Origin of the sequence: Brevundimonas sp. NPDC058933, assembly GCF_049315965.1 — a bacterium.
Taxonomy (GTDB): Bacteria; Pseudomonadota; Alphaproteobacteria; order Caulobacterales; family Caulobacteraceae; genus Brevundimonas.
Window position 1 is genome coordinate 61,160 of sequence record NZ_JBMOSL010000005.1, and the last position, 20,252, is coordinate 81,411.

Annotated in this window: 19 protein-coding genes, 1 tRNA gene and 1 other RNA gene; 14 read left to right on the forward strand and 7 right to left on the reverse strand. The window is 67.8% G+C overall.

Annotation, left to right across the window (positions count from 1 at the left end; genetic code table 11):
* Positions 1 to 93 precede the first annotated feature (93 nt).
* Positions 94 to 1,239, forward strand: coding sequence for a beta-ketoacyl-ACP synthase III (locus ACOZBP_RS11100; protein ID WP_422676500.1), 1,146 nt, complete (start codon positions 94 to 96; stop codon positions 1,237 to 1,239).
* Between the two features lie 100 nt (positions 1,240 to 1,339).
* Positions 1,340 to 1,606: a hypothetical protein gene (locus tag ACOZBP_RS11105; protein WP_422676501.1), complete on the forward strand. Its 267-nt coding sequence runs from the start codon at positions 1,340 to 1,342 to the stop codon at positions 1,604 to 1,606.
* 83 nt (positions 1,607 to 1,689) lie between these two features.
* On the opposite strand, the gene ACOZBP_RS11110 is transcribed toward ACOZBP_RS11105, so the two are convergent.
* The 6 genes from ACOZBP_RS11110 to ACOZBP_RS11135 all read right to left on the reverse strand — a co-directional run bounded on the left by ACOZBP_RS11110 (position 1,690) and on the right by ACOZBP_RS11135 (position 8,254).
* On the reverse strand, positions 1,690 to 2,217 hold the full coding sequence (locus ACOZBP_RS11110) for a porin family protein (protein ID WP_422676502.1): 528 nt from the start codon (positions 2,215 to 2,217) through the stop codon (positions 1,690 to 1,692).
* Positions 2,218 to 2,448: 231 nt separating this feature from the next.
* Positions 2,449 to 5,139, reverse strand: a complete 2,691-nt coding sequence (gene ppdK, locus ACOZBP_RS11115) for a pyruvate, phosphate dikinase (RefSeq protein WP_422676503.1) — start codon at positions 5,137 to 5,139, stop codon at positions 2,449 to 2,451.
* Positions 5,140 to 5,306: 167 nt separating this feature from the next.
* A complete protein-coding gene (locus tag ACOZBP_RS11120) occupies positions 5,307 to 6,125 on the reverse strand; it encodes an HpcH/HpaI aldolase/citrate lyase family protein (protein ID WP_422676504.1) in 819 nt (272 codons plus the stop codon).
* A complete protein-coding gene (locus ACOZBP_RS11125) occupies positions 6,125 to 6,802 on the reverse strand; it encodes an SDR family NAD(P)-dependent oxidoreductase (protein WP_422676505.1) in 678 nt (225 codons plus the stop codon). Before ACOZBP_RS11125 ends, ACOZBP_RS11120 begins: the two co-directional genes overlap by 1 nt.
* Before the next feature lie 64 nt (positions 6,803 to 6,866).
* Positions 6,867 to 7,763, reverse strand: coding sequence for an ROK family protein (locus ACOZBP_RS11130; protein ID WP_422676588.1), 897 nt, complete (start codon positions 7,761 to 7,763; stop codon positions 6,867 to 6,869).
* Positions 7,760 to 8,254, reverse strand: coding sequence for a GAF domain-containing protein (locus tag ACOZBP_RS11135; protein WP_422676506.1), 495 nt, complete (start codon positions 8,252 to 8,254; stop codon positions 7,760 to 7,762). Before ACOZBP_RS11135 ends, ACOZBP_RS11130 begins: the two co-directional genes overlap by 4 nt.
* Positions 8,255 to 8,412: 158 nt before the next feature.
* Here ACOZBP_RS11135 and ACOZBP_RS11140 point away from each other — a divergent pair, with 158 nt between their 5' ends.
* Positions 8,413 to 8,589, forward strand: a complete 177-nt coding sequence (locus ACOZBP_RS11140) for a hypothetical protein (protein ID WP_422676507.1) — start codon at positions 8,413 to 8,415, stop codon at positions 8,587 to 8,589.
* A gap of 129 nt (positions 8,590 to 8,718) precedes the next feature.
* Here the strand turns inward: ACOZBP_RS11140 and ACOZBP_RS11145 are convergent.
* Positions 8,719 to 8,794: transfer RNA gene (locus ACOZBP_RS11145), tRNA-Ile, on the reverse strand.
* Between the two features lie 186 nt (positions 8,795 to 8,980).
* On the opposite strand from ACOZBP_RS11145, the gene ACOZBP_RS11150 reads away from it, so the two are divergent.
* The 11 genes from ACOZBP_RS11150 to ACOZBP_RS11200 all read left to right on the forward strand — a co-directional run bounded on the left by ACOZBP_RS11150 (position 8,981) and on the right by ACOZBP_RS11200 (position 20,240).
* A complete protein-coding gene (locus ACOZBP_RS11150) occupies positions 8,981 to 9,739 on the forward strand; it encodes an SIMPL domain-containing protein (protein WP_422676508.1) in 759 nt (252 codons plus the stop codon).
* A gap of 150 nt (positions 9,740 to 9,889) precedes the next feature.
* Positions 9,890 to 11,677 carry a signal peptide peptidase SppA gene (sppA, locus tag ACOZBP_RS11155; RefSeq protein ID WP_422676509.1) on the forward strand — a complete coding sequence of 596 codons (1,788 nt, stop codon included), beginning with the start codon at positions 9,890 to 9,892 and terminating at the stop codon, positions 11,675 to 11,677.
* Between the two features lie 112 nt (positions 11,678 to 11,789).
* A complete protein-coding gene (locus tag ACOZBP_RS11160; protein WP_422676510.1) occupies positions 11,790 to 12,113 on the forward strand; it encodes a hypothetical protein in 324 nt (107 codons plus the stop codon).
* A gap of 9 nt (positions 12,114 to 12,122) precedes the next feature.
* On the forward strand, positions 12,123 to 12,884 hold the full coding sequence (locus ACOZBP_RS11165) for an N-acetylmuramoyl-L-alanine amidase (protein ID WP_422676511.1): 762 nt from the start codon (positions 12,123 to 12,125) through the stop codon (positions 12,882 to 12,884).
* 32 nt (positions 12,885 to 12,916) lie between these two features.
* Positions 12,917 to 13,295: RNase P RNA component class A (gene rnpB, locus ACOZBP_RS11170), an RNA gene on the forward strand.
* 414 nt (positions 13,296 to 13,709) lie between these two features.
* Positions 13,710 to 14,186: a division/cell wall cluster transcriptional repressor MraZ gene (locus tag ACOZBP_RS11175; protein ID WP_422676512.1), complete on the forward strand. Its 477-nt coding sequence runs from the start codon at positions 13,710 to 13,712 to the stop codon at positions 14,184 to 14,186.
* Positions 14,183 to 15,133, forward strand: coding sequence for a 16S rRNA (cytosine(1402)-N(4))-methyltransferase RsmH (gene rsmH, locus ACOZBP_RS11180; RefSeq protein WP_422676513.1), 951 nt, complete (start codon positions 14,183 to 14,185; stop codon positions 15,131 to 15,133). Before ACOZBP_RS11175 ends, rsmH begins: the two co-directional genes overlap by 4 nt.
* A complete protein-coding gene (gene ftsL / locus ACOZBP_RS11185; RefSeq protein WP_422676514.1) occupies positions 15,130 to 15,546 on the forward strand; it encodes a cell division protein FtsL in 417 nt (138 codons plus the stop codon). The genes rsmH and ftsL overlap by 4 nt, the downstream gene beginning before the upstream one ends.
* A 20-nt stretch (positions 15,547 to 15,566) precedes the next feature.
* Positions 15,567 to 17,348, forward strand: a complete 1,782-nt coding sequence (locus tag ACOZBP_RS11190) for a peptidoglycan D,D-transpeptidase FtsI family protein (protein WP_422676589.1) — start codon at positions 15,567 to 15,569, stop codon at positions 17,346 to 17,348.
* On the forward strand, positions 17,345 to 18,805 hold the full coding sequence (locus tag ACOZBP_RS11195) for a UDP-N-acetylmuramoyl-L-alanyl-D-glutamate--2,6-diaminopimelate ligase (protein ID WP_422676515.1): 1,461 nt from the start codon (positions 17,345 to 17,347) through the stop codon (positions 18,803 to 18,805). The genes ACOZBP_RS11190 and ACOZBP_RS11195 overlap by 4 nt, the downstream gene beginning before the upstream one ends.
* Complete coding sequence (locus ACOZBP_RS11200) at positions 18,798 to 20,240, forward strand: UDP-N-acetylmuramoyl-tripeptide--D-alanyl-D-alanine ligase (RefSeq protein WP_422676516.1); 1,443 nt, start codon at positions 18,798 to 18,800, stop codon at positions 20,238 to 20,240. The genes ACOZBP_RS11195 and ACOZBP_RS11200 overlap by 8 nt, the downstream gene beginning before the upstream one ends.
* Positions 20,241 to 20,252 lie beyond the last annotated feature (12 nt).

Consider the following 20,252-nt stretch of genomic DNA (forward strand, 5'->3'; position numbering starts at 1 on the left):
CCGCAACGCGCGCCCACAAAACGGACGCCGTCAGGGAGCCTGCCTCCCTCATGCAGCGAGGCGCCGCGCGCCAAGCGTTAGGGAACCAAAAAGTTGCAAAAAGCCGTCATCTCCGCCACCGGCCTGTTCACGCCGGAGCAGTCGATCTCGAACGCCGAACTGGTCGCCGCCTACAACGCCTGGGCCGACAGCTGGAACGCCGAGAACGCCGAGGCCATCGCCGCCGGCGAACTGGAACTGAAGACGCCTTCTTCCGAAGCCTTCATCGAGAAGGCCTCGGGCATCAAGGCGCGCTTCGTCATGGACAAGAGCGGCATTGTCGACCCCTCCCGGATGCTGCCGCGCCTGCCCGCGCGCGGCGACGACGAACTGTCGATCATGGCCGAGATGGCCGTGAAGGCGGCGCAGGACGCCATCAAGGCCTGGGGCAAGCCGGCCAGCGAGATCGGCGCCGTCATCTGCGCCGCGTCCAACATGCAGCGTCCCTATCCCGCCATGGCGATCGAGGTGCAGCAGGCCCTGGGGATCGAGGGCTTCGCCTTCGACATGAACGTGGCGTGCAGCTCGGCCACCTTCGGCATCAAGACGGCGGCGGACTTCGTCGCTTCGGGCTCGGTCAAGGCCGTGCTGATGGTAAATCCCGAGATCTGCTCGGCGCATCTGAACTTCAAGGATCGCGACAGCCACTTCATCTTCGGCGACGTGGCCACCGCCGTCATCATCGAGGCCGAGGATCAGGCCGGCCCAGGCGGTTGGGACATTCTGGGCACGCGGCTGAAGACCAGCTTCTCCAACAACATCCGCAATAATTTCGGCTTCCTGAACCGCGCCGCCCTGCCGACGGGCCAGAACGAGCCGACGCCGTCGGACGGCCTGAGCGACAAGATGTTCGTCCAGCAGGGCCGCAAGGTGTTCAAGGAGGTGGTGCCCATGGTCTCGGAGATGATCCTCGATCACGCCGCCGAGCTGAGCCTTGATCCGCACGGCCTGAAGCGGATGTGGCTGCACCAGGCCAACATCAACATGAACACCCTGATCGGCAAGAAGGTGCTGGGCCGCGAGCCCGCGCCGGAAGAGAACGTCATCATCCTGGACAACTACGCCAACACCTCCTCGGCCGGGTCGATCATCGCCTTCCACCTGAAGCACGACGGTTTCGCCCCCGGCGATGTCGGTCTGATCTGCAGCTTCGGGGCAGGCTACTCGGCGGGCACGGTTTTTGTGCAAAAGCGCCCCTGAAGTCAAATAACGGGAATCATTATTTCCGGCGGCGCTTGCACTGTTCGGATTTTTTTGCAAACCGTTACGGGTGTCGAGAACCAGGGGGGATGGCGCCCGAATGACTCAGACGATTTCACCTTGGGTGGAGAAGCTCAGCGATCCGTTGGCGCACGACGTGGCCACGGTTCTGAAACATATGGGCGGATCGGCCCACATGGACATCGTGGTCAACTGCGTGGCGGCGCTCAAACGCCAGCGGGGCGAGTCCGTGGCTCAGGATCTGAAGGCCAAGATCGTGGAAGTGTTCGAACGCTATCGCGACTTCTTCATCAAGCCGTTCGGCGAGAATTCGCTGCGCTGGGCCCTCGCTCCCGGCGTCGCCTAGTCGTTTCCGAACAACGAAAAGGCCCGCTCTTTCCAGAGCGGGCCTTCGTCGTATTCAGCGCCAGACGGACTGAATTCCAGACCTTAGAAACGACGGACGTAGCTGACCGAATAGGCGTCGGCTTCACCCGCGTTGTCGCGGAAGTCGCGACGGGTCCAGTCGGCGCGGACGCCGTTGACGCCATCAACGTAGTAGTTGGCGCCGACGCCGTAGTTCCAGCTGTCGCCGCCGACATCGGTGTTGGCGCCGGGGAATTCCTGCTTCAGCTCGGTGTGGCCGTAACCGCCGCGGGCGAACAGTTCCAGCTTGTCGCTGACCGGATACTTGCCGACCACATAACCGGCGGCGTCCCACTCGTGCTTGATCGAGCCGTCAATGCCGGCGACGGAGAAGTCGTCGTCCTTGACGCCCACGGAGGCCTCGGTCTCGACAGCCAGGTAACGGTTCAGGTTCACGCCCAGGCGGCCGGTCACGGCGCCGGTCGTGGCGGAGTCGCCTTCAAGGTGCGTATAGCCCAGCGAGCCGTAACCGCGGGCGTCAGGACCAGACTGAGCAAAGGCCGGAGCGGCGATTGCAGAAATAGCGGCGGCGGCGAGAAGAATGTTACGCATTGTTTCTATAACTCCTAGTAAAACCAGATGTGGTGACTTCTGCGGTCACCGGCCCCATCCAGCGAGGAGTTAAATGGCTATCCGGCCAAGCCGTTCCAGAGGCGGTCGAATACATAGGTGAAACTGTGCGCCGCCGGACACATACAGTGTTACGCTGATCGTGACCTTATTCCGACACGAAAAAGGCGGCCCCGAGGGACCGCCTTTGCACGCGCAAGCCTGAGACAGGCTCTAGCGGTCCTTTTCGCGCTCCTCGCCCGAGCGGGCGGCCAGCGCGGCCTGGGCCGCCGCCAGACGGGCGATCGGCACGCGGTAGGGCGAGCAGGAGACGTAGTCGAGGCCCACGCTCTCGCAGAAGGCGATGGACGACGGATCGCCGCCGTGTTCGCCGCAGATGCCCATCTTCATGTCCGGCTTGACCCCGCGACCGCGCTCGGCGGCGATGCGGATGAGGTCGCCCACGCCGTCCTGATCCAGACGCACGAAGGGATCGGTCTCGAAGATGCCCTTGTCCAGATAGGCCTGCAGGAAGTGGCCCGAGTCGTCGCGGCTGATGCCGAAGGTCGTCTGGGTCAGGTCATTGGTGCCGAAGCTGAAGAACTCGGCGTATTGGGCCAGATCGGCGGCGCGGAGCGCAGCGCGCGGCAACTCGATCATGGTGCCGACCAGGTAGTCGACGCTGTCGCCCGCATCGGCGAACACGGCCCGGGCGGTGCGGTCGGTCAGTTCCCGCAGGAACTTCATCTCCAGACCCAGGGCGACCAAGGGGTGCATGATCTCGGGGATCGGAGCGACCCCCGACGTCTTCTTCACCTCCAGCGCCGCCTCGAGGATGGCGCGGACCTGCATCTCGTAGATCTCGGGATAGGCGACGCCCAGGCGGCAGCCGCGGTGGCCGAGCATGGGGTTGGTTTCGTGCAGTTCACGCGCGCGACGCTTCAGCTTGGCGGCGTCCAGACCCGAACCGGCGGCCAGGGCGTCGATATCGGCGTCGGTGTGCGGGATGAACTCGTGCAGCGGCGGGTCCAGCAGGCGGATCGTCACCGGCAGACCGGCCATGATGGTGAACAGGTCGGCGAAGTCGGCCTTCTGGAAGGGCGCGATCTTGGCCAGAGCCAGACGGCGGCCCTGCTCGTCGTCGGCCAGGATCATCTCGCGCACGGCGGCGATGCGGGCCTCGTCGAAGAACATATGCTCGGTGCGCGACAGGCCGATGCCCTCGGCGCCGAAACCGCGCGCGGTCTTGGCGTCCAGCGGGGTCTCGGCGTTGGCGCGGACCTTCAGGCGACGCACGCCGTCGGCCCAGGCCATCAGGGTCTGGAAGTCGCCCGTCAGTTCCGGCTCGATCATGGCCACGGCGCCGTCCAGCACCTCGCCCTTGCCGCCGTCGATGGTGATGACCTCGCCGGCCTTGAAGATGCGGCCGCGGGCGGTGAAGGTCCCGGCCTTCTCATTGATCGAGATTTCACCGGCGCCGGAGACGCAGGGCCGGCCCATGCCGCGCGCCACGACGGCGGCGTGGCTGGTCATGCCGCCGCGCGCGGTCACGATGCCGCGGGCCGCGTGCATGCCGTGGATGTCCTCAGGGCTGGTTTCCTCGCGCACCAGGATGACGGCGTCGCCGATCTGCGACAGGCGCTCGGCCTCGTCGGCGTCGAAGACGATCTTGCCGGTGGCCGCGCCGGGCGAGGCCGGCAGGCCCGCCGCGACGACGGTGCGGGCGGCGTTGGGGTCCAGCGTCGGGTGCAGCAATTGATCGAGCGCGGCGGGTTCGACCCGCGACACGGCCTCTTCCTGCGAGATCACGCCTTCGGAGGCCAGATCCACGGCGATCTTCAGCGCCGACTTGGCCGTGCGCTTGCCGTTGCGGGTCTGCAGCATCCACAGACGGCCCTGCTCGACCGTGAACTCGATGTCCTGCATATCGCGGTAGTGGCCTTCCAGCCGGTTCACGACGTCGACGAACTCGGCGAAGACGACCGGCATGGCCTCTTCCATCGAGAGGGCCGTCTCGCCCATCTCCTCGCGCCCGGCCCTGGTCAGGGACTGCGGCGTGCGGATGCCCGCGACCACATCTTCCCCTTGCGCATTGATCAGGAACTCGCCGTACAGCTTGGCTTCGCCGGTCGAGGGGTTGCGGGTGAAGGCCACGCCCGTGGCGCTGGTCTCGCCCATATTGCCGAACACCATGGACTGGATGTTGACGGCGGTGCCCCAGCTTTCGGGGATGTCGTGCATGCGGCGATAGAATTTCGCGCGGTCGTTCATCCAACTGGCGAAGACGGCCGAGACGGCGCCCCACAGCTGGTCATGCGGATCCTGCGGGAAGGGCTGACCCAGTTCCCGCTCGACCAGGACCTTGTAGTCGGCGACGACCTTTTCCCAGTTCTCGGCGGTCAGTTCGGTATCGACCGAAACGCCCAGACGATCCTTGTGGTCGTCCAGGACCTCTTCGAACTGATCATGACCGATGCCCAGGACCACATTGGAATACATGGTGATGAAACGACGATAGCTGTCGAAGGCGAAGCGACGGTCGCCCGACAGCTTGGCCAGGCCCTCGACCGTCTGGTCGTTCAGGCCCAGGTTCAGCACCGTGTCCATCATCCCCGGCATCGAGGCCCGCGCGCCGGAACGCACCGAGACCAGCAGGGGGTTGGCGGCGTCGCCGAAGGTCTTGCCGACAATGCCCTCGACGGTCTTCAGCCCGGCGGCGGCCTGTGCGGCCAGCTCGGCCGGATAGGTTTCGCCGTTGGAGTAGTAGTGGACGCAGGCTTCGGTCGTGATCGTGAAGCCGGGCGGCACCGGCAGGCCGAGCGACGACATTTCCGCCAGATTCGCGCCCTTGCCGCCGAGAAGGTTCTTCATCGACGCATCGCCGTCGGCAGATCCCCCGCCGAAGCCGTACACCCACTTGGTCATCTTGCAGTCCCTGAGCCGTGGTCGTTGCGTGAGACTTTTCATTGAGCCTCGCGTCCGGCAGCCTGACTAGCGCGCTGCAGGTGCGAAGGCCATGCCGGGGCCGTAACAATCCGTGAGAGGATGTGTCGTTCCCAGCCCTCTCCGCCTTCTTCCACAAGGGAGAGGGGCTAGATGCCGGCCAACAGGTCCTGCGCGGTTTGCAGATGCAGCCGCTCCACCATCTCGCCTTCGACGCGGATCACCCCCAGCCCCCTGGCTTCAGGCGCGGCGAAGGCGGCCACCACCGTTCGCGCCCAGGTGATGTCCTCCGCGGAAGGCCCGAACGCCGCATTGGCCTCGTCGATTTGCGACGGATGGATCAGGCTCTTGCCGTCGAAGCCGTAAACTCGACCCTGCGCGCACTCGGCGGCGAAGCCCGCAACGTCCTTGATGCGGTTAAAGACGCCGTCGATGGCCGTCAGGCCGTTGGCCCGGGCATGGGCGACGACCGCCGCCAGCCAGGGCTTCAGCGGTTCGCGATCAGGCGCAGCCCCGGTCTTCAGAGTCTTGGCAAGATCGTTGACCCCCAGCATCAGGCCGCGGAGGGCCCCGTCCGCCTCAGCGATGTCGCGCAGGTCGATCAGGGCGCGCGGCGTCTCGATCATGGCCCACAGGGCCACGCCGGGGCGCAGGCCACGCGACAGGGCGTGGACCATGGCCGCGCTTTCGACCTTTGGCGCGACGATCAGATCGACCGGCGCATCGCGCAGGGCCGCCAGATCCTCGGCCCCCCAGGGCGTATCCAGTCCGTTGATCCTAACGCCGAGACGGGATCCGAATCCGCCCTGATGCGCGGCCGCGACGGCGGCCTGCCTGGCCTCGGCCTTCATCTCGGGGGCGACGGCGTCCTCAAGGTCCAGCACGGTTACATCGCAAGGCAGGCCTCGGGCCTTCTCCACCGCGCGCGGATTGGAGGCCGGCAGATAGAGGACGCTGCGCGCCCGCATCAGACCCGGCCCGTGACCGGCAGCAGGGCGCCCGTGATCGCCCGCGCTCCGGGGGAAGCCAGGAACAGCATGGTCGCCGCCAGATCGGCGGGCGCGACCCATCTGGCGGGATCCGCATCGGGCATGTCAGCGCGATTGGCGGCCGTGTCGATGATGGAGGGCAGGACGGCGTTGACTGTGACCGAGGTCGCTTTCAACTCTTCGGCCAGGGCCTCGGTCAGGCGATGCACCGCCGACTTCGATGCGGCATAGGCGCCCATGCCATGCGCCGCCTTCAGCGCGCCGTTGGCTCCAACGTTGACGATCCGCCCCTCGGCCGAGGCCTTCAGGTGGGGCAGGGCGGCGCGGCTGGCGTTCAGGGCGGTGGTCAGGTTCAGGGCGAACATGCGGGCCCACTCGTCCTCGCCGCCCTCGACCGCCTGCCAGACGAAGCCGCCGGCGATGTTCAGCAGGGCGTCCAGCCGACCGAAATGCGCCGCAACCGTCTCCATGGCCGCCTTCGCCGCCGCCGGGTCGGTCAGGTCGACGCCGCCGACCTCCAGCACGCCGTCGGGCGCGGCATGACCGCTGGCATGGTCGATGACGGCCACCTTCAATCCCTGCGCCAGGGCGGCCTCGACCACGGCCCTGCCCAGCGCGCCATGTCCGCCAGTGATCGCCACGACCCGTTCGCTCATTGTCCCGTTCCTTGAAGTTCAGGCGGCGGACCATAGCGCCGCCCGTCGCGGGATCAATTGGGGATCAGTCGGGCCAGAGGCGCGCGGCGCCGCGCACGCCTGAGGAATCGCCCCATCTGGCGGCGAGAATCTTTCCGTCCCAGTGATCAGAGAAAGCGTATCGCGCCACGATCTCCGGCAGGCGGTCATACAGTTCGCCGACGTTCGACATGCCGCCGCCCAGCACCAGTATCTCGGGGTCCGCCAGATTGACCACCATGGCCAGCGCGCGTCCCAGCCGGTCGATGTAGTGGTCCAGCGCCGTCGTCGCGTCGGCGTCTCCGTCGCGCGCCGCCTCGACGACGGCCTGCGCCTTCCATGCTCGTCCCGTCTTCGCTTGGTGGTCGCGTTGGAAGCCGGTGCCCGACACCCAGGTCTCGAGGCAGCCGTTCAACCCGCACCAGCAGGCGGGGCCGGGCGCCTCCTCGGAAGAAGGCCAGGGCAGGGAGATGTGACCGATCTCGGCGGCCACGCCGTGCGCGCCTTCGATCAGCTTTCCATCAATGACAAGTCCGCCGCCGCAGCCGGTGCCGATGATCACGCCAAAGACGTTGGCCGCGCCTGCGCCCGCCCCATCCACGGCCTCGGACAAGGCCAGACAGTTGGCGTCGTTCGCCAACCGCGCGGGGCGACCCAGGGCGGCCTCCAGGTCCTCGCCGAACCGACGACCGTTCAGATAGGTCGAGTTGGCGTTGCGGATCAGGCCGCTGCGCGGTGACGGCGATCCCGGAATGGCGACGCCCACCGAACGCGCCGCCCCTGCCTCGGCCTCAACGCGCGCGATCAGATCGGCGACGAGGGCCAGGGCTCCGTCGTAGTTGCCCGGATTGGGCTCGCGAATCCGCGACACGAAGGCTCCGTCGTCGTCCAGCGCAGCAGCCTCGATCTTGGTCCCGCCGAAGTCGATCCCGATCCGCATCAGGCGGAAAACACCCTGGCCATCAGCCGCTCCAGCGCCTCGGCGTCCACAGCGTCGAAGGCGGCCTTCTCGGTCGCGTCCACGTCGAGCACGGCGATCAGATCGCCCGAGGCGTCCAGCACAGGGACCACGATCTCGCTGGCCGAGCGGCTGTCGCAGGCGATGTGGCCGGGGAAGGCGTGGACGTCCTCGACCACCTGGGTCTGGCGGTCCCGCGCCGCCGCGCCGCAGACGCCGCGCCCGAAGGGAATGCGCAGACAGCCCAGCGTCCCTTGGTACGGCCCGACCACCAGTTCCTGCGGCTTGGCCTCATCCACGACGTAGAAGCCGGTCCAGAAGAAGACGGGAAAGGCGTCAGCCAGCATCGACGCTACGGTCGCCATCCGCGCCGTTCGGTTCGACTCGCCATCCAGCACGGCCAGAATCTCGGTCTCGACCTCGGCATAGCGTTCGGCCTTGTCGGCAGGGCGGTCGTCGCGGGCGAGATAGGACATTGGCGGCTTCTCCTCTAGCTCGTCGCCATATAGGGCCAAGCCTCGCAGGACATAAGAGCAGACCCGGAAGGAGTTCTGGAACAAAAAGAGAACAATTGTCTTGAGCCCGGCCGGGGTGACGCAGTAGCCTCGCGTGATCCGATCAGGGGAGGACAGGGATGAACGACGTATCGAAAGCGGACGAGAATTTTGCGCGTCAGCTGGCGTGGCTGGATCACGAACTGGCTCGCAGGGTGGAAGAGGCGCGGACGGGCGAACCGGGCAATCGCGCCCTGGCCGTGGGCCTGCTGATCGGCCTGGTCGCAGGCATGAGGCGCGGCGAGACGATGTCGTGACGCCGCCCCTTCATCCGGCGCCGGACCTGAAGCGTCTGCTCGACAGGGTCGATTGGTCGCGATGTTCGGGACGGGACCTGCATCGTCTGGCCGAGGGCGCAGCCCAGTCGGCGGTGCGGCGAACGAGTGTGGTAGGCCTGGAGGGACTCGAACCCCCAACCAGACCGTTATGAGCGGTCGGCTCTAACCATTGAGCTACAGGCCCCCGAAGCAGGGAGGACGTGCCTAGCAGGGGTTGCGTCTGCTGCAAAGACGCCCCGGACATGTCGCCCTTTTCATACCGATGAACGGAACCTGCACGGGGGTCTTCCGCGTTCGTTCAGCTTGAAACGGCCAAGTTAGGCCGTGGCTGGCGAAGACGACCGGCCGATGGACTTCCACGGAGACGATGATGACCCGCACCGCACGCGCCCTGATGCTGGGCACGGCCCTGATGACCCTGGCGGCGCCGGCCGTCGCATCCGCCCAGTCGCAACCGGGCGGTTCTTCCTCGATGCAGGTGCACGCCATGGCTCAGCAACCCGCCCTCAACCTGTCCGCCTATGGCGAGGTCAAGGTCGCGCCGGATCAGGCGACGATCAACTTCGGCGTCGTCACCGAGGCCGTCACGGCTCAGGAGGCCATGGCTCAGAACGCGCAGCAGATGACCCGCGTCGTCGCCGCCCTGCGCCGGGCGGGAATCAACGAGCGCGACATCCAGACCTCGGGTCTGAACCTGTCGGCGCAGTATGACTATCAGCAGAACGAACCGCCCAAGCTGCGCGGCTATCAGGCGACCAACCGCGTCACCGTGGTCATAAGCGATCTGACCAAGGTCGGCACGACCGCCGACGCCGTGGTGACGGCAGGCGTCAACCAGATCGACGGCATCGCCTTCGGCCTGAAGGACCCCAAGGCGGCTGAAGATCAGGCGCGCCAACTGGCCGTTCGCGCCTTGCAGGACAAGGCGCGGCTCTACGCCCAGGCCCTGGGCGTGCAACTGGGCGGCGTCCGCTCCCTGACCGAGGGCGGCGGCTTCACGCCCGAGCCGCCGCGACCCATGTACGCCCGCGCCATGGCCATGGATTCTGGCAGCGCCTCGACGCCGGTTTCCGCGGGCGAGTTGACGGTCCGCATCGAAATCAGCGGGACCTATGACATCGGCCGTTGATCGTTTGATGTGAACAGGTGCAAGGGCTCGTTGGCGACAACGGGCCCTATCTGTCCTTCATTACCGGGCCTTCATTTGACGGCGGCTGCGAGCGCCCTATGCTCGCGGCAGGCCGCGCGTGGCCACTGACCGGACGGCCGCCTGAGTTCCATGAAACAGTTTTTCCTGACCATGCTCGGCGTCTTCGCCGGGCTTGTGGCCTTCTTCGTTGTTCTGCCGATCGCGGCCCTGCTGTTTTTCGCGGCGGCGGCCGGGGCGTCCAAACCGACGACGCCCTCCAATTCGGTTCTGGAGCTGGACCTGCGAGAAGGGCTGACCGACCAGCAACCAAGCAATCCGTTCGCCGCCTTTGGCGGTTCGGGCCTGTCGGTGATCAACATCGTCGACACCCTGGCCCAGGCCGAGAAGGACGACAGCGTCAAGGTTCTGCTGGTGCGCGCGCCCGAGAGCGGCATGACCCCCGCCGCCGCCGACGAGGTGCGTCAGGCGATCCACCGCTTCCGCGCCTCGGGCAAGACCGTCATCGCTCACAGCCAGGGCTTCATGCCTGTCGGCGCCGTGGTGTCCAGCTATATGGTCGCGGCCAGCGCGGATCAGCTTTGGCTGCAGAACACGGCCAACTTCCAGGCGACCGGCCTGGCCAGCGACGGCGTCTTCTTGGGCCGCGCCTTCCAGAAATACGGCGTCCAGCCCGAGTTCGAGCAGCGCTACGAGTACAAGAACGCCGTCAACGAGTTCACGCAGAGCGACTACACCGCGCCGCATCGCGAGGCGATGCTGGCCTGGATGACCTCCATCTATGACAGCGCCCTGGCCAATACGGCGCGCGACCGCAAGACCACGCCCGAGGCGCTGAAAGCGGTCGTCGAGGCCGGTCCCTATTCCGCCGAACAGGCCCTGTCCCTGAAGCTGGTCGACAAGATCGGCCAGGTCGAGGAAGCCGAGGCCGCCGCCAAGACCAGGGCTGGCAAGGACGCGAGGATCGTCTCCTTCGGCGACTACGCCTCCATGCAGGGCGCGCGCAACGGCTCGGGCAAGTCGGCCATCGCCATCGTCGGCGGCGAGGGCGCCATCATGACCGGACGCGGCCAGAGCGCCTCGCCCTTCGGCTCGGGCTCGGACATCCGTTCGGATGATACGGCCAAGGCCATCTATGACGCCATCGAGGACAAGGCGGTGAAGGCCATCGTCTTCCGCGTCTCGTCGCCGGGCGGCTCGCCGGAAGCGTCCGAGCAGATCCTGGCCGCCGTGCGCGCGGCCAAGGCGGCGGGCAAGCCGGTGGTGGTGTCCATGGGCGCCTATGCGGCTTCGGGCGGCTATTGGATCAGTTCGGAGGCCGATTGGATCGTGGCCCAGCCCTCGACCCTGACCGGCTCCATCGGCGTCTTCGGCGGCAAGTTCGTGCTGGCCGACGCCCTGGGTCGTTTCGGCGTCGACATGCGCGGCCTGTCGGTCGGCGGCGACTACGCCGACGCCTTCTCGCCGGTGCAGGGCTTTGATCAGGGTCAGCGCGCCGCTTTCGCCGCCTCGATGGACCGCGTCTATGAGGAGTTCGTGGCCCGCGTGGCGACGGGCCGCAAGCTGCCGGTCGAGCGCGTGCGCGAGATCGCCAAGGGCCGCGTCTGGACCGGGGCTCAGGCCAAGACCCTGGGTCTGGTCGATGAGCTGGGCGGCCTGAACGAGGCCATCCTCAAGGCCCGCAAGCTGGCCAATATCCCGACCAGCGAATCGGTGCGTTTCAAGCGCTTCCCCACGCCGCAGTCGCCGTGGGAAGCCCTGGCCTCCGCCTTCGGCGCCTCGGGACAGGCGGCTGAGGCCATGGTCTCGGTCGGTCGCGTCATGGGCGATCCGGCGGCCCAGGCTGTGCTGAACCGTGTCGAGGCAGAGCGTCTGCGCAGTCGCGGTGCGGTCGTCCTGGCCGACCAGCCGGCTTTTTGAAGGCGGACAGCCTGACTGATGCGTGATGTCGCACTCCATTGACCGTTCAGGTCGATGGACCGACATTGGGGTTCAGGCGTTCCTTCATCGGCGCGTCATGAAAGGCAGTACCATGATCCAGTCCGACCCCTTCGCCCAGATCGAGTTCAACGCCCGGCGCCGCACCGGCGGCGGCCTGTTGACGCCGATCGTCTGGCTTGGCGGTCTGATCGCGACGGCCCTGGCCGTCACCGTGGGCGCGGTCTTGGCCGTGCTGACCGCCGCGGCCGTCGCGGTGATCGCCTTGGTCGCGGGCGTGCTCGTCTTCTTCGCCGGCTTCGCCTTTCGCGCCCGTCGTGCGCGCAACGCCAAGGCGCGTCGGGACGACGGCGTGATCGACGCCCAGAAGGTAGGGGACACCTGGGTCGCCTACGGCTGGGAACGCGAAGGGCGCTGATCGGGCGCCATGCTGAGCTTCATCGACGCCCCATCGCCGAACTTCGACGCCCGGCGCGGTCCGCCGGACATGCTGGTGCTGCACTATACCGGGATGCAGACGGCGGATGAGGCCGTCGCCCGGTTGCGCGATCCGGCCGCCGAGGTCTCGGCCCATTATGTCGTCAACGAGAACGGCGTGATCCTGCGCCTTGTGCCGGAAGAGCGCCGCGCCTGGCACGCGGGCAGGGGCGTCTGGCAGGGCGAGACTGACGTCAACGCCGCCTCCATCGGCGTCGAGATCGTCAATCCCGGTCATGAGTTCGGCTATCGCGCCTTTCCCGAAGTGCAGATCGCGGCGGTCATCGCCCTGATCGCCGATATCCGCTCACGCTGGAATATTCCCGACGCGCGCATCGTCGGTCATTCGGACACGGCGCCGGACCGCAAGCAGGATCCGGGCGAGTTGTTTCCGTGGAAGCGTCTGGCCGAGGATGGCCACGGCCTGTGGTTCGATCCCGCCCCCGAGCGCGTCGCCGCCCTCGGCGCCGACCTGTCGCCGGGCGACGAGGGGCTGGGCGTCATCGTCCTGCGTTCGGGCCTGCATCGGCTGGGCTACGGGGTGAAGCCGGGGGGCGAATACGACGACGAAACCCGCCTGACCGTCGAGGCCTTCCAGCGTCACTGGCGCCCCGACCGCATCGACGGCATAGCCGACGGCGAGACCCGCGCCCGCCTGGTCGGCCTGCTTCAGTTGGCCAGCGTCGAGAGCGTCACCGGCGTTCTGGATTGACGCGCGGCGCGTTCGCGCGCACTTAGCCCCCGCCAGACGGCCGGGCGGTCGCGGCGAGAGCTTGCTCTTGTCGAGGAAAGTCCGGGCTCCACGGTGAAGAGGCGGCGGGTAACTCCCGCCCGGGGTGACCCGAGGGATAGCGCCACAGAAAGCAAACCGCCTGGGCTTCGGCCTGGGGAAGGGTGAAAGGGTGGGGTAAGAGCCCACCGCGTCGGCGGCAACGTCGGCGGCATGGCAAGCCCCGCTTGGAGCAAGACCGAATAGGGACGTCGCGCGAGCTCGCTCGCAGGGTTCACCGCCCGAGGCGTCCGGGTAGGTCGCGAGAACCGTCCAGCAATGGGCGGTCCAGAGGAATGATCGTCGCCGCCTTTCGGGGCGGAACAGAACCCGGCTTACAGGCCGTCTGGCGTTTTACTTGGGCCTACCGGCCTTCAGGCTACTTGAGGCCCATGTTGTTTGGCCTATCGCGCTTCGCGCTGCTTGAGGCCGTTTCCCGTTCAACTTCTGCCGTCATCCTCGGGCTTGACCCGAGGATCGCGCGTTGGCGTGCGCAAATGGGGCGCCCATTAACCCCTGCGTTGAAAACATGGCGGAAAGAGCGATCCACAGGCTGTGAATACTCTTGTTGTTGCTTGTATGTTCTCGTTTTACACTGTGTGACACCTCTGCCGCACCGGGAATTTGGTTAAAGGGTGTCAACTAATCCCATTGAGGCCCATCTGATCCCATGCTATCCCACAGCCTCATGAGTAGGGGCTGTCGCCCGGCGCGTGGTGTCATCAACGGACTTTCAGGGGCGGGCCGCAGGGCTCGATTGGGCAAAGCGTGTTTCTCTCGACCTACGAGAAGCAGCTGGACGGCAAGCGCCGTCTCCTGATCCCCCAGGAATTCCGCACGGCTGAAAACGGCGCTGAACACGGCGTCTTCTGCTTCCCCTCCATCGAAGCCGACTGCCTGGAAGCGGGCGGCGACAAGCTGTTCGCCGAGTACCGCGCCGTCATCGAAAGCCTGCCCTTCGGCGATCCCTACCGCTCGGCGCTGGAAGCCTCGATATTCGGCGAGCAGAAGCCGCTGTCCTATGATGCCGCCGGCCGCATCACCCTGCCGGAGCATCTGTGCGCCGAGGTCGAGCTGTCCGACACGGTCGTCATCTACGGCGTCGGCGAGCGCTTCCAGATCTGGAACAAGGACAAGTGGGCCGCGCACCGCGCCGAGCAGCGCCGCATGGCGCGCGAAGGCCTGAAGCAGTTCGGTGAAATGCGCCGACAGGCTGCCGTCGCCAAGACCGGAGGCGCGGCATGACGTCGCCTCACGCCCCCGTCCTGCTGGCCGAAGTCCTTGAGGCGCTGAACCCCCAGCCCGGCGACGTCGTCATCGACGCCACCTTCGGCGCTGGCGGCTATACCCGCGCCATCCTGGATCGCGGCGCCCAGGTCATCGGTCTGGATCGCGATCCGACGGTCCAGCCGCACGCCGACGCGGTGGCCGCCGCCTATCCGGGCCAGTTTCAACTGACTCGCACCCCCTTCTCGGGTCTGTCCGAAGCCTTCGCCGAAAGCGGCAAGGTCCAGTTGAACGGGGCGGTCTTCGACATCGGCGTCTCGTCGATGCAGCTGGATCAGGCCGAGCGCGGCTTCTCCTTCATGCGCGACGGGCCGCTGGACATGCGGATGTCGGACGAGGGCGCGACGGCCGCCGACATCGTCAACACCTGGGATCACGGGCCGATGGCCCACATCTTCAAGCAGTACGGCGACGAGCGTCAGTCGGGCCGCGTCGCCACCGCCATCCTGCGCCGTCGCGTCGAGCAGCCGTTCAGCCGCACGCTGGACCTGGCCGAGGTAGTTGAAAAGGCTCTGGGCGGTCGTCGCGGCGCGCCGATTCACCCCGCGACCCGCGTCTTCCAGGCCCTGCGCATCGCCGTCAACGACGAACTGGGCGAGCTGGAACGCGGTCTGGAAGCCGCCGAGGCGACGCTGGCGCCGGGCGGACGGCTGGTCGTCGTCACCTTCCATTCGTTGGAAGACCGCATCGTCAAGGCCTTCCTGACCGAGCGCACCGGCAACTCGCCGGGAGGTTCGCGTCACGCTCCCGTCGCGGTCGAGACCCGCAAGCCCAGCTTCGACCTGATGTTCAAGGGCGCGCGCGAGGCGGGCGAGGCCGAGCTTGCCGCCAACCCCCGCGCCCGATCGGCCAAGCTGCGCGCCGCCGTCCGCACCACGGCCCCGGCCTGGGGGCGACGCGCATGATCGCCGTGCCGGTTCCGGTGAAGCGCCTGTTCGACTGGAAGGTCCGCGGCGTGCGCTGCGTCGAGATCATCGGCGTGGTCTGCGTCGCCGCCCTGGTCTTCTCCGTCTATATCGCCAAGGCCGCCGCCGCCCGCGAAAGCAGCGAGATCAGCCGCATCGAGAGCGAGATCCGCGAGAACCGCCAGCGGGTCCGCCTGCTGCGCGCCGAGGCGACGCGTCTGGAGCAGCCTGCGCGCCTGGAGGCTCTGTCGCGCGAAATCGGGCTGGGTCCGGTCGATGTCCGTCGTCAGGCGGTGGAGGCCGGTCTGCCGGCCATCGCGCCGCCCCCGCCGGTCGCCGTTGCGCCCGCGCCTGCCGCTATTGCGCCCGCCGCGCCTGCTGCTGAACCCGTCGCCGGGGAGAGCCTGCATTGAGCGTGCATGATCATCACGACATGGATTATCGGCGCCCCGCGCCGGGCCGTCCGCAGCCGCGCCCGCAGGGGCCTTCCGTCGGCGGTCTGTTCGCGGCCTGGGGGCGCTGGGTCGCTTCTTGCGTCTGGTGGATGGAGCACTCGTTCGAGCGCGCTCGCGCCGACGGCCGTCCGGAAGAAGACACCCGCGTCCGCATCTTCCTGATCCTGGCGGCGTTTTCCGCCGTCTTCGCCTGCCTGGCCCTGGGGGCGGCCCACGCCGCCCTGTTCGCGCCGCGCGGCGGATCGGGCGTGGGTTTCAACCCGAACGCCCTCACGCGCGCCGATCTGGTGGATCGCAACGGCCAGCTGTTGGCCACCAACATCACCCACTACGGCCTCTATATCGACCCGCGCGAAATCTGGGATCCGGCGACGGCCAAGGTTCAGCTGCGCCGCGCCCTTCCGCGCATTTCGGCCAGTCGGCTGGATCGCGTCCTGAGCGGGGAGCGTCGCCTGCTGGCCCTCAACGGGCTGACCCCTTCCGAGCGCAGTGCGGTTCATGCCCTTGCGCTCGGCGGTGTTTCGTTCGAGCCCGAGGATCGCCGCGTCTATCCCCTGGGAACCTCGGCGGTCCATCTGATCGGCCGGGCCGATACGGGCGGCGAGGGCGTTTCCGGCTCGGAACTGGCCTTCGACCAGGAAATTCGCGCGGCGGGCGCCGCCGGCGAAGATTTCCAGCTCTCCATCGACCTGCGTGTTCAGGGCGTGGTCGAGAACGAACTGGCTCTGGCCGCCGAACAGGCAAAGGCCAAGGGCGCGGTCGCCGTGGTGACCGACGTTCAGACGGGCGAAATCCTGGCCATGGCCTCCTGGCCGGCCTACGACGGCAACCGTCGCAATGCGGCCGCGCCCGAAGCTGTGATGAACCGCGTCACCTCGGCCCACTACGAAATGGGCTCGGTGTTCAAGAGCTTCACCGTCGCCGCAGGCATCGACACCGGTCGCGCCGACATGAACACCCTGTTCGACGCCTCCCAGGCCCTGCAGATCGGCAAGCGCCGCATCACCGACTTCCACGCCACCAACAAGGTGCTGACGCTGGAAGAGGTCTATCTCCACTCGTCCAATATCGGCACCTCGCGTCTGGCGGTCGAGATGGGCGGCGATGTGATGCGCGACTACTTCCGGCGCCTCGGCCTGCTGGAAGCCGCGCCGATCGAGCTGAAGGAGTCGGCCAGCCCGCCCAAGGTGCGCAAGTGGGACGACACCACCCTCGCTTCGCTGTCCTTCGGCTACGGCATCATGATCACGCCGATCCAGTATGTCGCCGCCTACGGCGCTCTGGTGAACGGCGGCCGCTATGTGCAGCCGACCCTGCGCAAGGGCGGTCGACCCAACGCCCCGACCCATCAGGTGGTCTCGCCCGAGACCTCGGCCACCATGCTGGACCTGATGCGTCGCAACGTGACGCGCGGTTCGGGCGGCTTCGCCAATGCGCCGGGTCTTCGCATGGGGGGCAAGACAGGCTCGGCCAACAAGCTGGTCAACGGTCGCTATAACCCGGCCGTCGCGGTGGGCTCGTTCGCTGGCGTCTTCCCCGCCGACGGTCCGGTGACGGCTAAGCGTTACACGGTCTTCGTGCTGATGGACGAGCCCGGAACCTTCCCCCGCACCGGCGGCTATGTCGCGGCGCCCGCCGTTGGCAGGATCGCCGACCGCATCGCCCCCTTCCTCGGCGTCCAGCGCAAGGCCGACCGCTGGTCCACCGCCCTGGGCGAGAAGATTCCGCAATATCAGGACGTCGAGGGCGACGGCCGATGAGCGCGCTTCGTCTGTCAGAACTGCTGCGTCGCGACGTCAGCTCGGACCCCGAGATCACCTCGGTCACGTCCGACAGCCGCAAGGTCGCGCCGGGCGCCCTGTTCGTGGCCCTGCCGGGCTCGGCCGCCGACGGTCGCGCCTTCATCCCGCAAGCCCTGGCCAAGGGCGCCGCCGCCATCCTGGCCCCGACCGACACCCCGGCGGGCGCAGCCCCGCTGCTGGTCACGTCGGGCGATGTGCACCGGGCCTATGCGCTGGCCGCGCGCAGCTTCTACGGCGCCCAGCCCAGGACCTGCGTCGCCATCACCGGCACCAATGGCAAGACCTCGGTCGCCAACTTCTGCCGCCAGATATGGGCCGGTCTGGGCCTGAAGTCGGCCAGCATGGGCACCCTGGGCGTCGTCGGTCAGAAGGGTGAGCAGACCTACGCCCTGACCGGCCCCGGCCTGACCAGCCCCGACGCCGCCGAGGCCGCGCGCCTGCTGGCCGAGCTGGCCGCCAAGGACGTGACCCACCTGGCGCTGGAGGCCTCGTCGCACGGCATCGACCAGCGCCGTCTGGACGGCGTGGCCATCCGCGCCGCCGGCTTCACCAACCTGACCCAGGACCACCTCGACTATCACGGCGACATGGCCGCCTATCGCGCCGCCAAGCTGCGTCTGTTCGAGGCCCTGCTGCCGCGCGGCCGCACCGCCGTCCTGAATGCGGACTCTGACGCCTATTCCGCCTTCGCCTCGGCCTCGATCATGGCGGGTCTGGGCGTCATGGGCGTGGGCGAGCGCGGGCGCGACCTGTCGCTGATCGCGCGCCGGGCCACGCCGAAAGGCCAGCGCCTGACCATCGATGCGCGCGGCCGCATCCACGACATCCTGCTGCCGCTGGCCGGCGCCTTCCAGGCCTCGAACGCCCTGGTCGCGGCGGGCCTGTGCATTGCGGGCGGCGAAGACGCCGACCGGGTCATCCCGGCGATGGAGTTCATTCGCGGCGCTCAAGGGCGTCTGCAACGCATCCCCGGCGAAGGCTCGCGCGGCGGCGAGGTCTATGTCGACTACGCCCACACCCCGGACGGTCTGGAGACGGTGCTGAACGCTCTGCGCCCGCACGCGACCGGTCGTCTGATCGTCGTCTTCGGCGCTGGCGGCGACCGGGACCGCGCCAAGCGGCCGATGATGGGCGAGATCGCCGGCCGTCTGGCCGACGTGGCCATCGTCACCGACGACAATCCGCGCTCGGAAGACCCCGCCGCCATCCGCGCACAGGTTCGCGCCGGTTGCCCCGACGCGCTTGAGATCGGCGACCGCCGCGAGGCCATTCATCACGCCGTTTCGCTGATGCGCGAAGGAGATGTGGTGGTGATCGCCGGAAAAGGGCATGAACAGGGACAGATCGTCGCCGGGGTCATTCATCCCTTCGACGACGCCACCGAAGCGACCGAAGCCCTGCGCGATCATGCCTGACACTCAAACGCCGCTCTGGACCGCCGAAGCCATCGCCTCGGCGACCGGGGGGACACTTCACGGACCCGATGCTGACATCTCGGGCCTGACCTACAACAGCCGCGAGATCGCGCCCGGCGACCTGTTCCTGGCCCTGCACGGCGCCCGCGATGGGCATGAGTTCGCGTCCGCCGCCTTCGCCGCGGGCGCGACTGTCGCCCTGGCTGATAGCCCCGTCGAGGGCGGGCCCTACGTCCTGGTCCCCGACACGCTGAAGGGGCTGGAGGCCCTGGGCGTCGCCGCCCGCGAACGCGCCCGCCTGCGCGGCGCCGTCACCGGCAGCGTCGGCAAGACGAGCGCGACCCAGGCGATCAAGGCGGGCCTTGATCTGGCCGGAGCGGCCCACGCCTCGATCAAGAGCTACAACAACCATATCGGCGTGCCCCTGACCCTGGCGCGGATGCCCCACGGCACGGATCGCGCCGTGTTCGAGATCGGCATGAATGCGCCGGGCGAGATCGGGCCGCTGTCGAAGTTCGTGCGTCCGCACGCCGCCTGCGTCACCACGGTTGGCCCGGTCCATATCGAGGCTTTCGCTGACGGCGAGGCCGGTGTGGCGCGCGAAAAGGCCACCATCTTCGAGGGTCTGATCCCCGGCGGCGTGGCCGTGATCAACGCCGCTGACGCCCATGCCGATCTGGTGCGTCAGGCGGCGGTCGCGGCTGGCGCCGTGGTGCAGACCTTCGGCTCGGGCGCCGGCGCCGACGCCCGCCTGCTGGGCTTCAAGGCCGACGCCGAGGGCGCGCGCGTCACCGCCGAGATCGACGGCCATCGCCTTGACTACCGTCTGGCCCAGTCGGGCGTGCACTGGGGCCTGAACAGTCTGTGCGTCATCCTGATGCTGCGGGCGCTGGACGTGTCGCTGGATACGGCCTTGCAGGCGCTCGCCGGCTTCCAGCCGCTGGCGGGACGCGGCCAGTTGAAGACGGTCGCCATCCCCGGCGGCGCCTTCACCCTGATCGACGAGAGCTACAACGCCAATCCCCTGTCGATGAAGGCGGGCTTCCTCAGCCTGGGGGCCAGGCCCGTCGCCGAGGGCGGACGCCGCATCGTGGTCCTGACCGACATGCTGGAACTGGGCGAGCACAGCCGCGCCCTGCACGAAGGCCTGATCCAGCCCATCGCCGCCGCCGGTCTGGACGTCGTCCATGCTGCGGGCATGGAGATGCGCCGCCTGCACGACGCCCTGCCGCCGTCGCGACGCGGCCTGTGGCGCGCCACCGCCGCCGAACTGGCCGCCGAGGCGAACAAGCTGGTCGGCCCCGGCGACATCGTCATGGTCAAGGGATCGAACGGGTCCAGGGCCTCGCTGGTCGCGGCTGCGCTTGCAAATCTCGGCTCAGCCGATCAAGGCAACAACCCCTCGGGCAGCGGCGCGCCGCGCGCGACGCGATAGGGTCACTCAAGA

Bases quoted from the DNA above. Each gene is read 5' to 3' on its own strand.
- ACOZBP_RS11105 (WP_422676501.1), top strand. From the start codon at position 1,340: ATGACTCAGACGATTTCACCTTGGGTGGAGAAGCTCAGCGATCCGTTG.
- ACOZBP_RS11110 (WP_422676502.1), bottom strand. From the start codon at position 2,217: ATGCGTAACATTCTTCTCGCCGCCGCCGCTATTTCTGCAATCGCCGCT.
- ppdK (WP_422676503.1), bottom strand. From the start codon at position 5,139: ATGACCAAGTGGGTGTACGGCTTCGGCGGGGGATCTGCCGACGGCGAT.
- ACOZBP_RS11120 (WP_422676504.1), bottom strand. From the start codon at position 6,125: ATGCGGGCGCGCAGCGTCCTCTATCTGCCGGCCTCCAATCCGCGCGCG.
- ACOZBP_RS11125 (WP_422676505.1), bottom strand. From the start codon at position 6,802: ATGAGCGAACGGGTCGTGGCGATCACTGGCGGACATGGCGCGCTGGGC.
- ACOZBP_RS11135 (WP_422676506.1), bottom strand. From the start codon at position 8,254: ATGTCCTATCTCGCCCGCGACGACCGCCCTGCCGACAAGGCCGAACGC.
- ACOZBP_RS11140 (WP_422676507.1), top strand. From the start codon at position 8,413: ATGAACGACGTATCGAAAGCGGACGAGAATTTTGCGCGTCAGCTGGCG.
- ACOZBP_RS11150 (WP_422676508.1), top strand. From the start codon at position 8,981: ATGACCCGCACCGCACGCGCCCTGATGCTGGGCACGGCCCTGATGACC.
- sppA (WP_422676509.1), top strand. From the start codon at position 9,890: ATGAAACAGTTTTTCCTGACCATGCTCGGCGTCTTCGCCGGGCTTGTG.
- ACOZBP_RS11160 (WP_422676510.1), top strand. From the start codon at position 11,790: ATGATCCAGTCCGACCCCTTCGCCCAGATCGAGTTCAACGCCCGGCGC.
- ACOZBP_RS11165 (WP_422676511.1), top strand. From the start codon at position 12,123: ATGCTGAGCTTCATCGACGCCCCATCGCCGAACTTCGACGCCCGGCGC.
- rsmH (WP_422676513.1), top strand. From the start codon at position 14,183: ATGACGTCGCCTCACGCCCCCGTCCTGCTGGCCGAAGTCCTTGAGGCG.
- ftsL (WP_422676514.1), top strand. From the start codon at position 15,130: ATGATCGCCGTGCCGGTTCCGGTGAAGCGCCTGTTCGACTGGAAGGTC.
- ACOZBP_RS11190 (WP_422676589.1), top strand. From the start codon at position 15,567: ATGGATTATCGGCGCCCCGCGCCGGGCCGTCCGCAGCCGCGCCCGCAG.
- ACOZBP_RS11195 (WP_422676515.1), top strand. From the start codon at position 17,345: ATGAGCGCGCTTCGTCTGTCAGAACTGCTGCGTCGCGACGTCAGCTCG.
- ACOZBP_RS11200 (WP_422676516.1), top strand. From the start codon at position 18,798: ATGCCTGACACTCAAACGCCGCTCTGGACCGCCGAAGCCATCGCCTCG.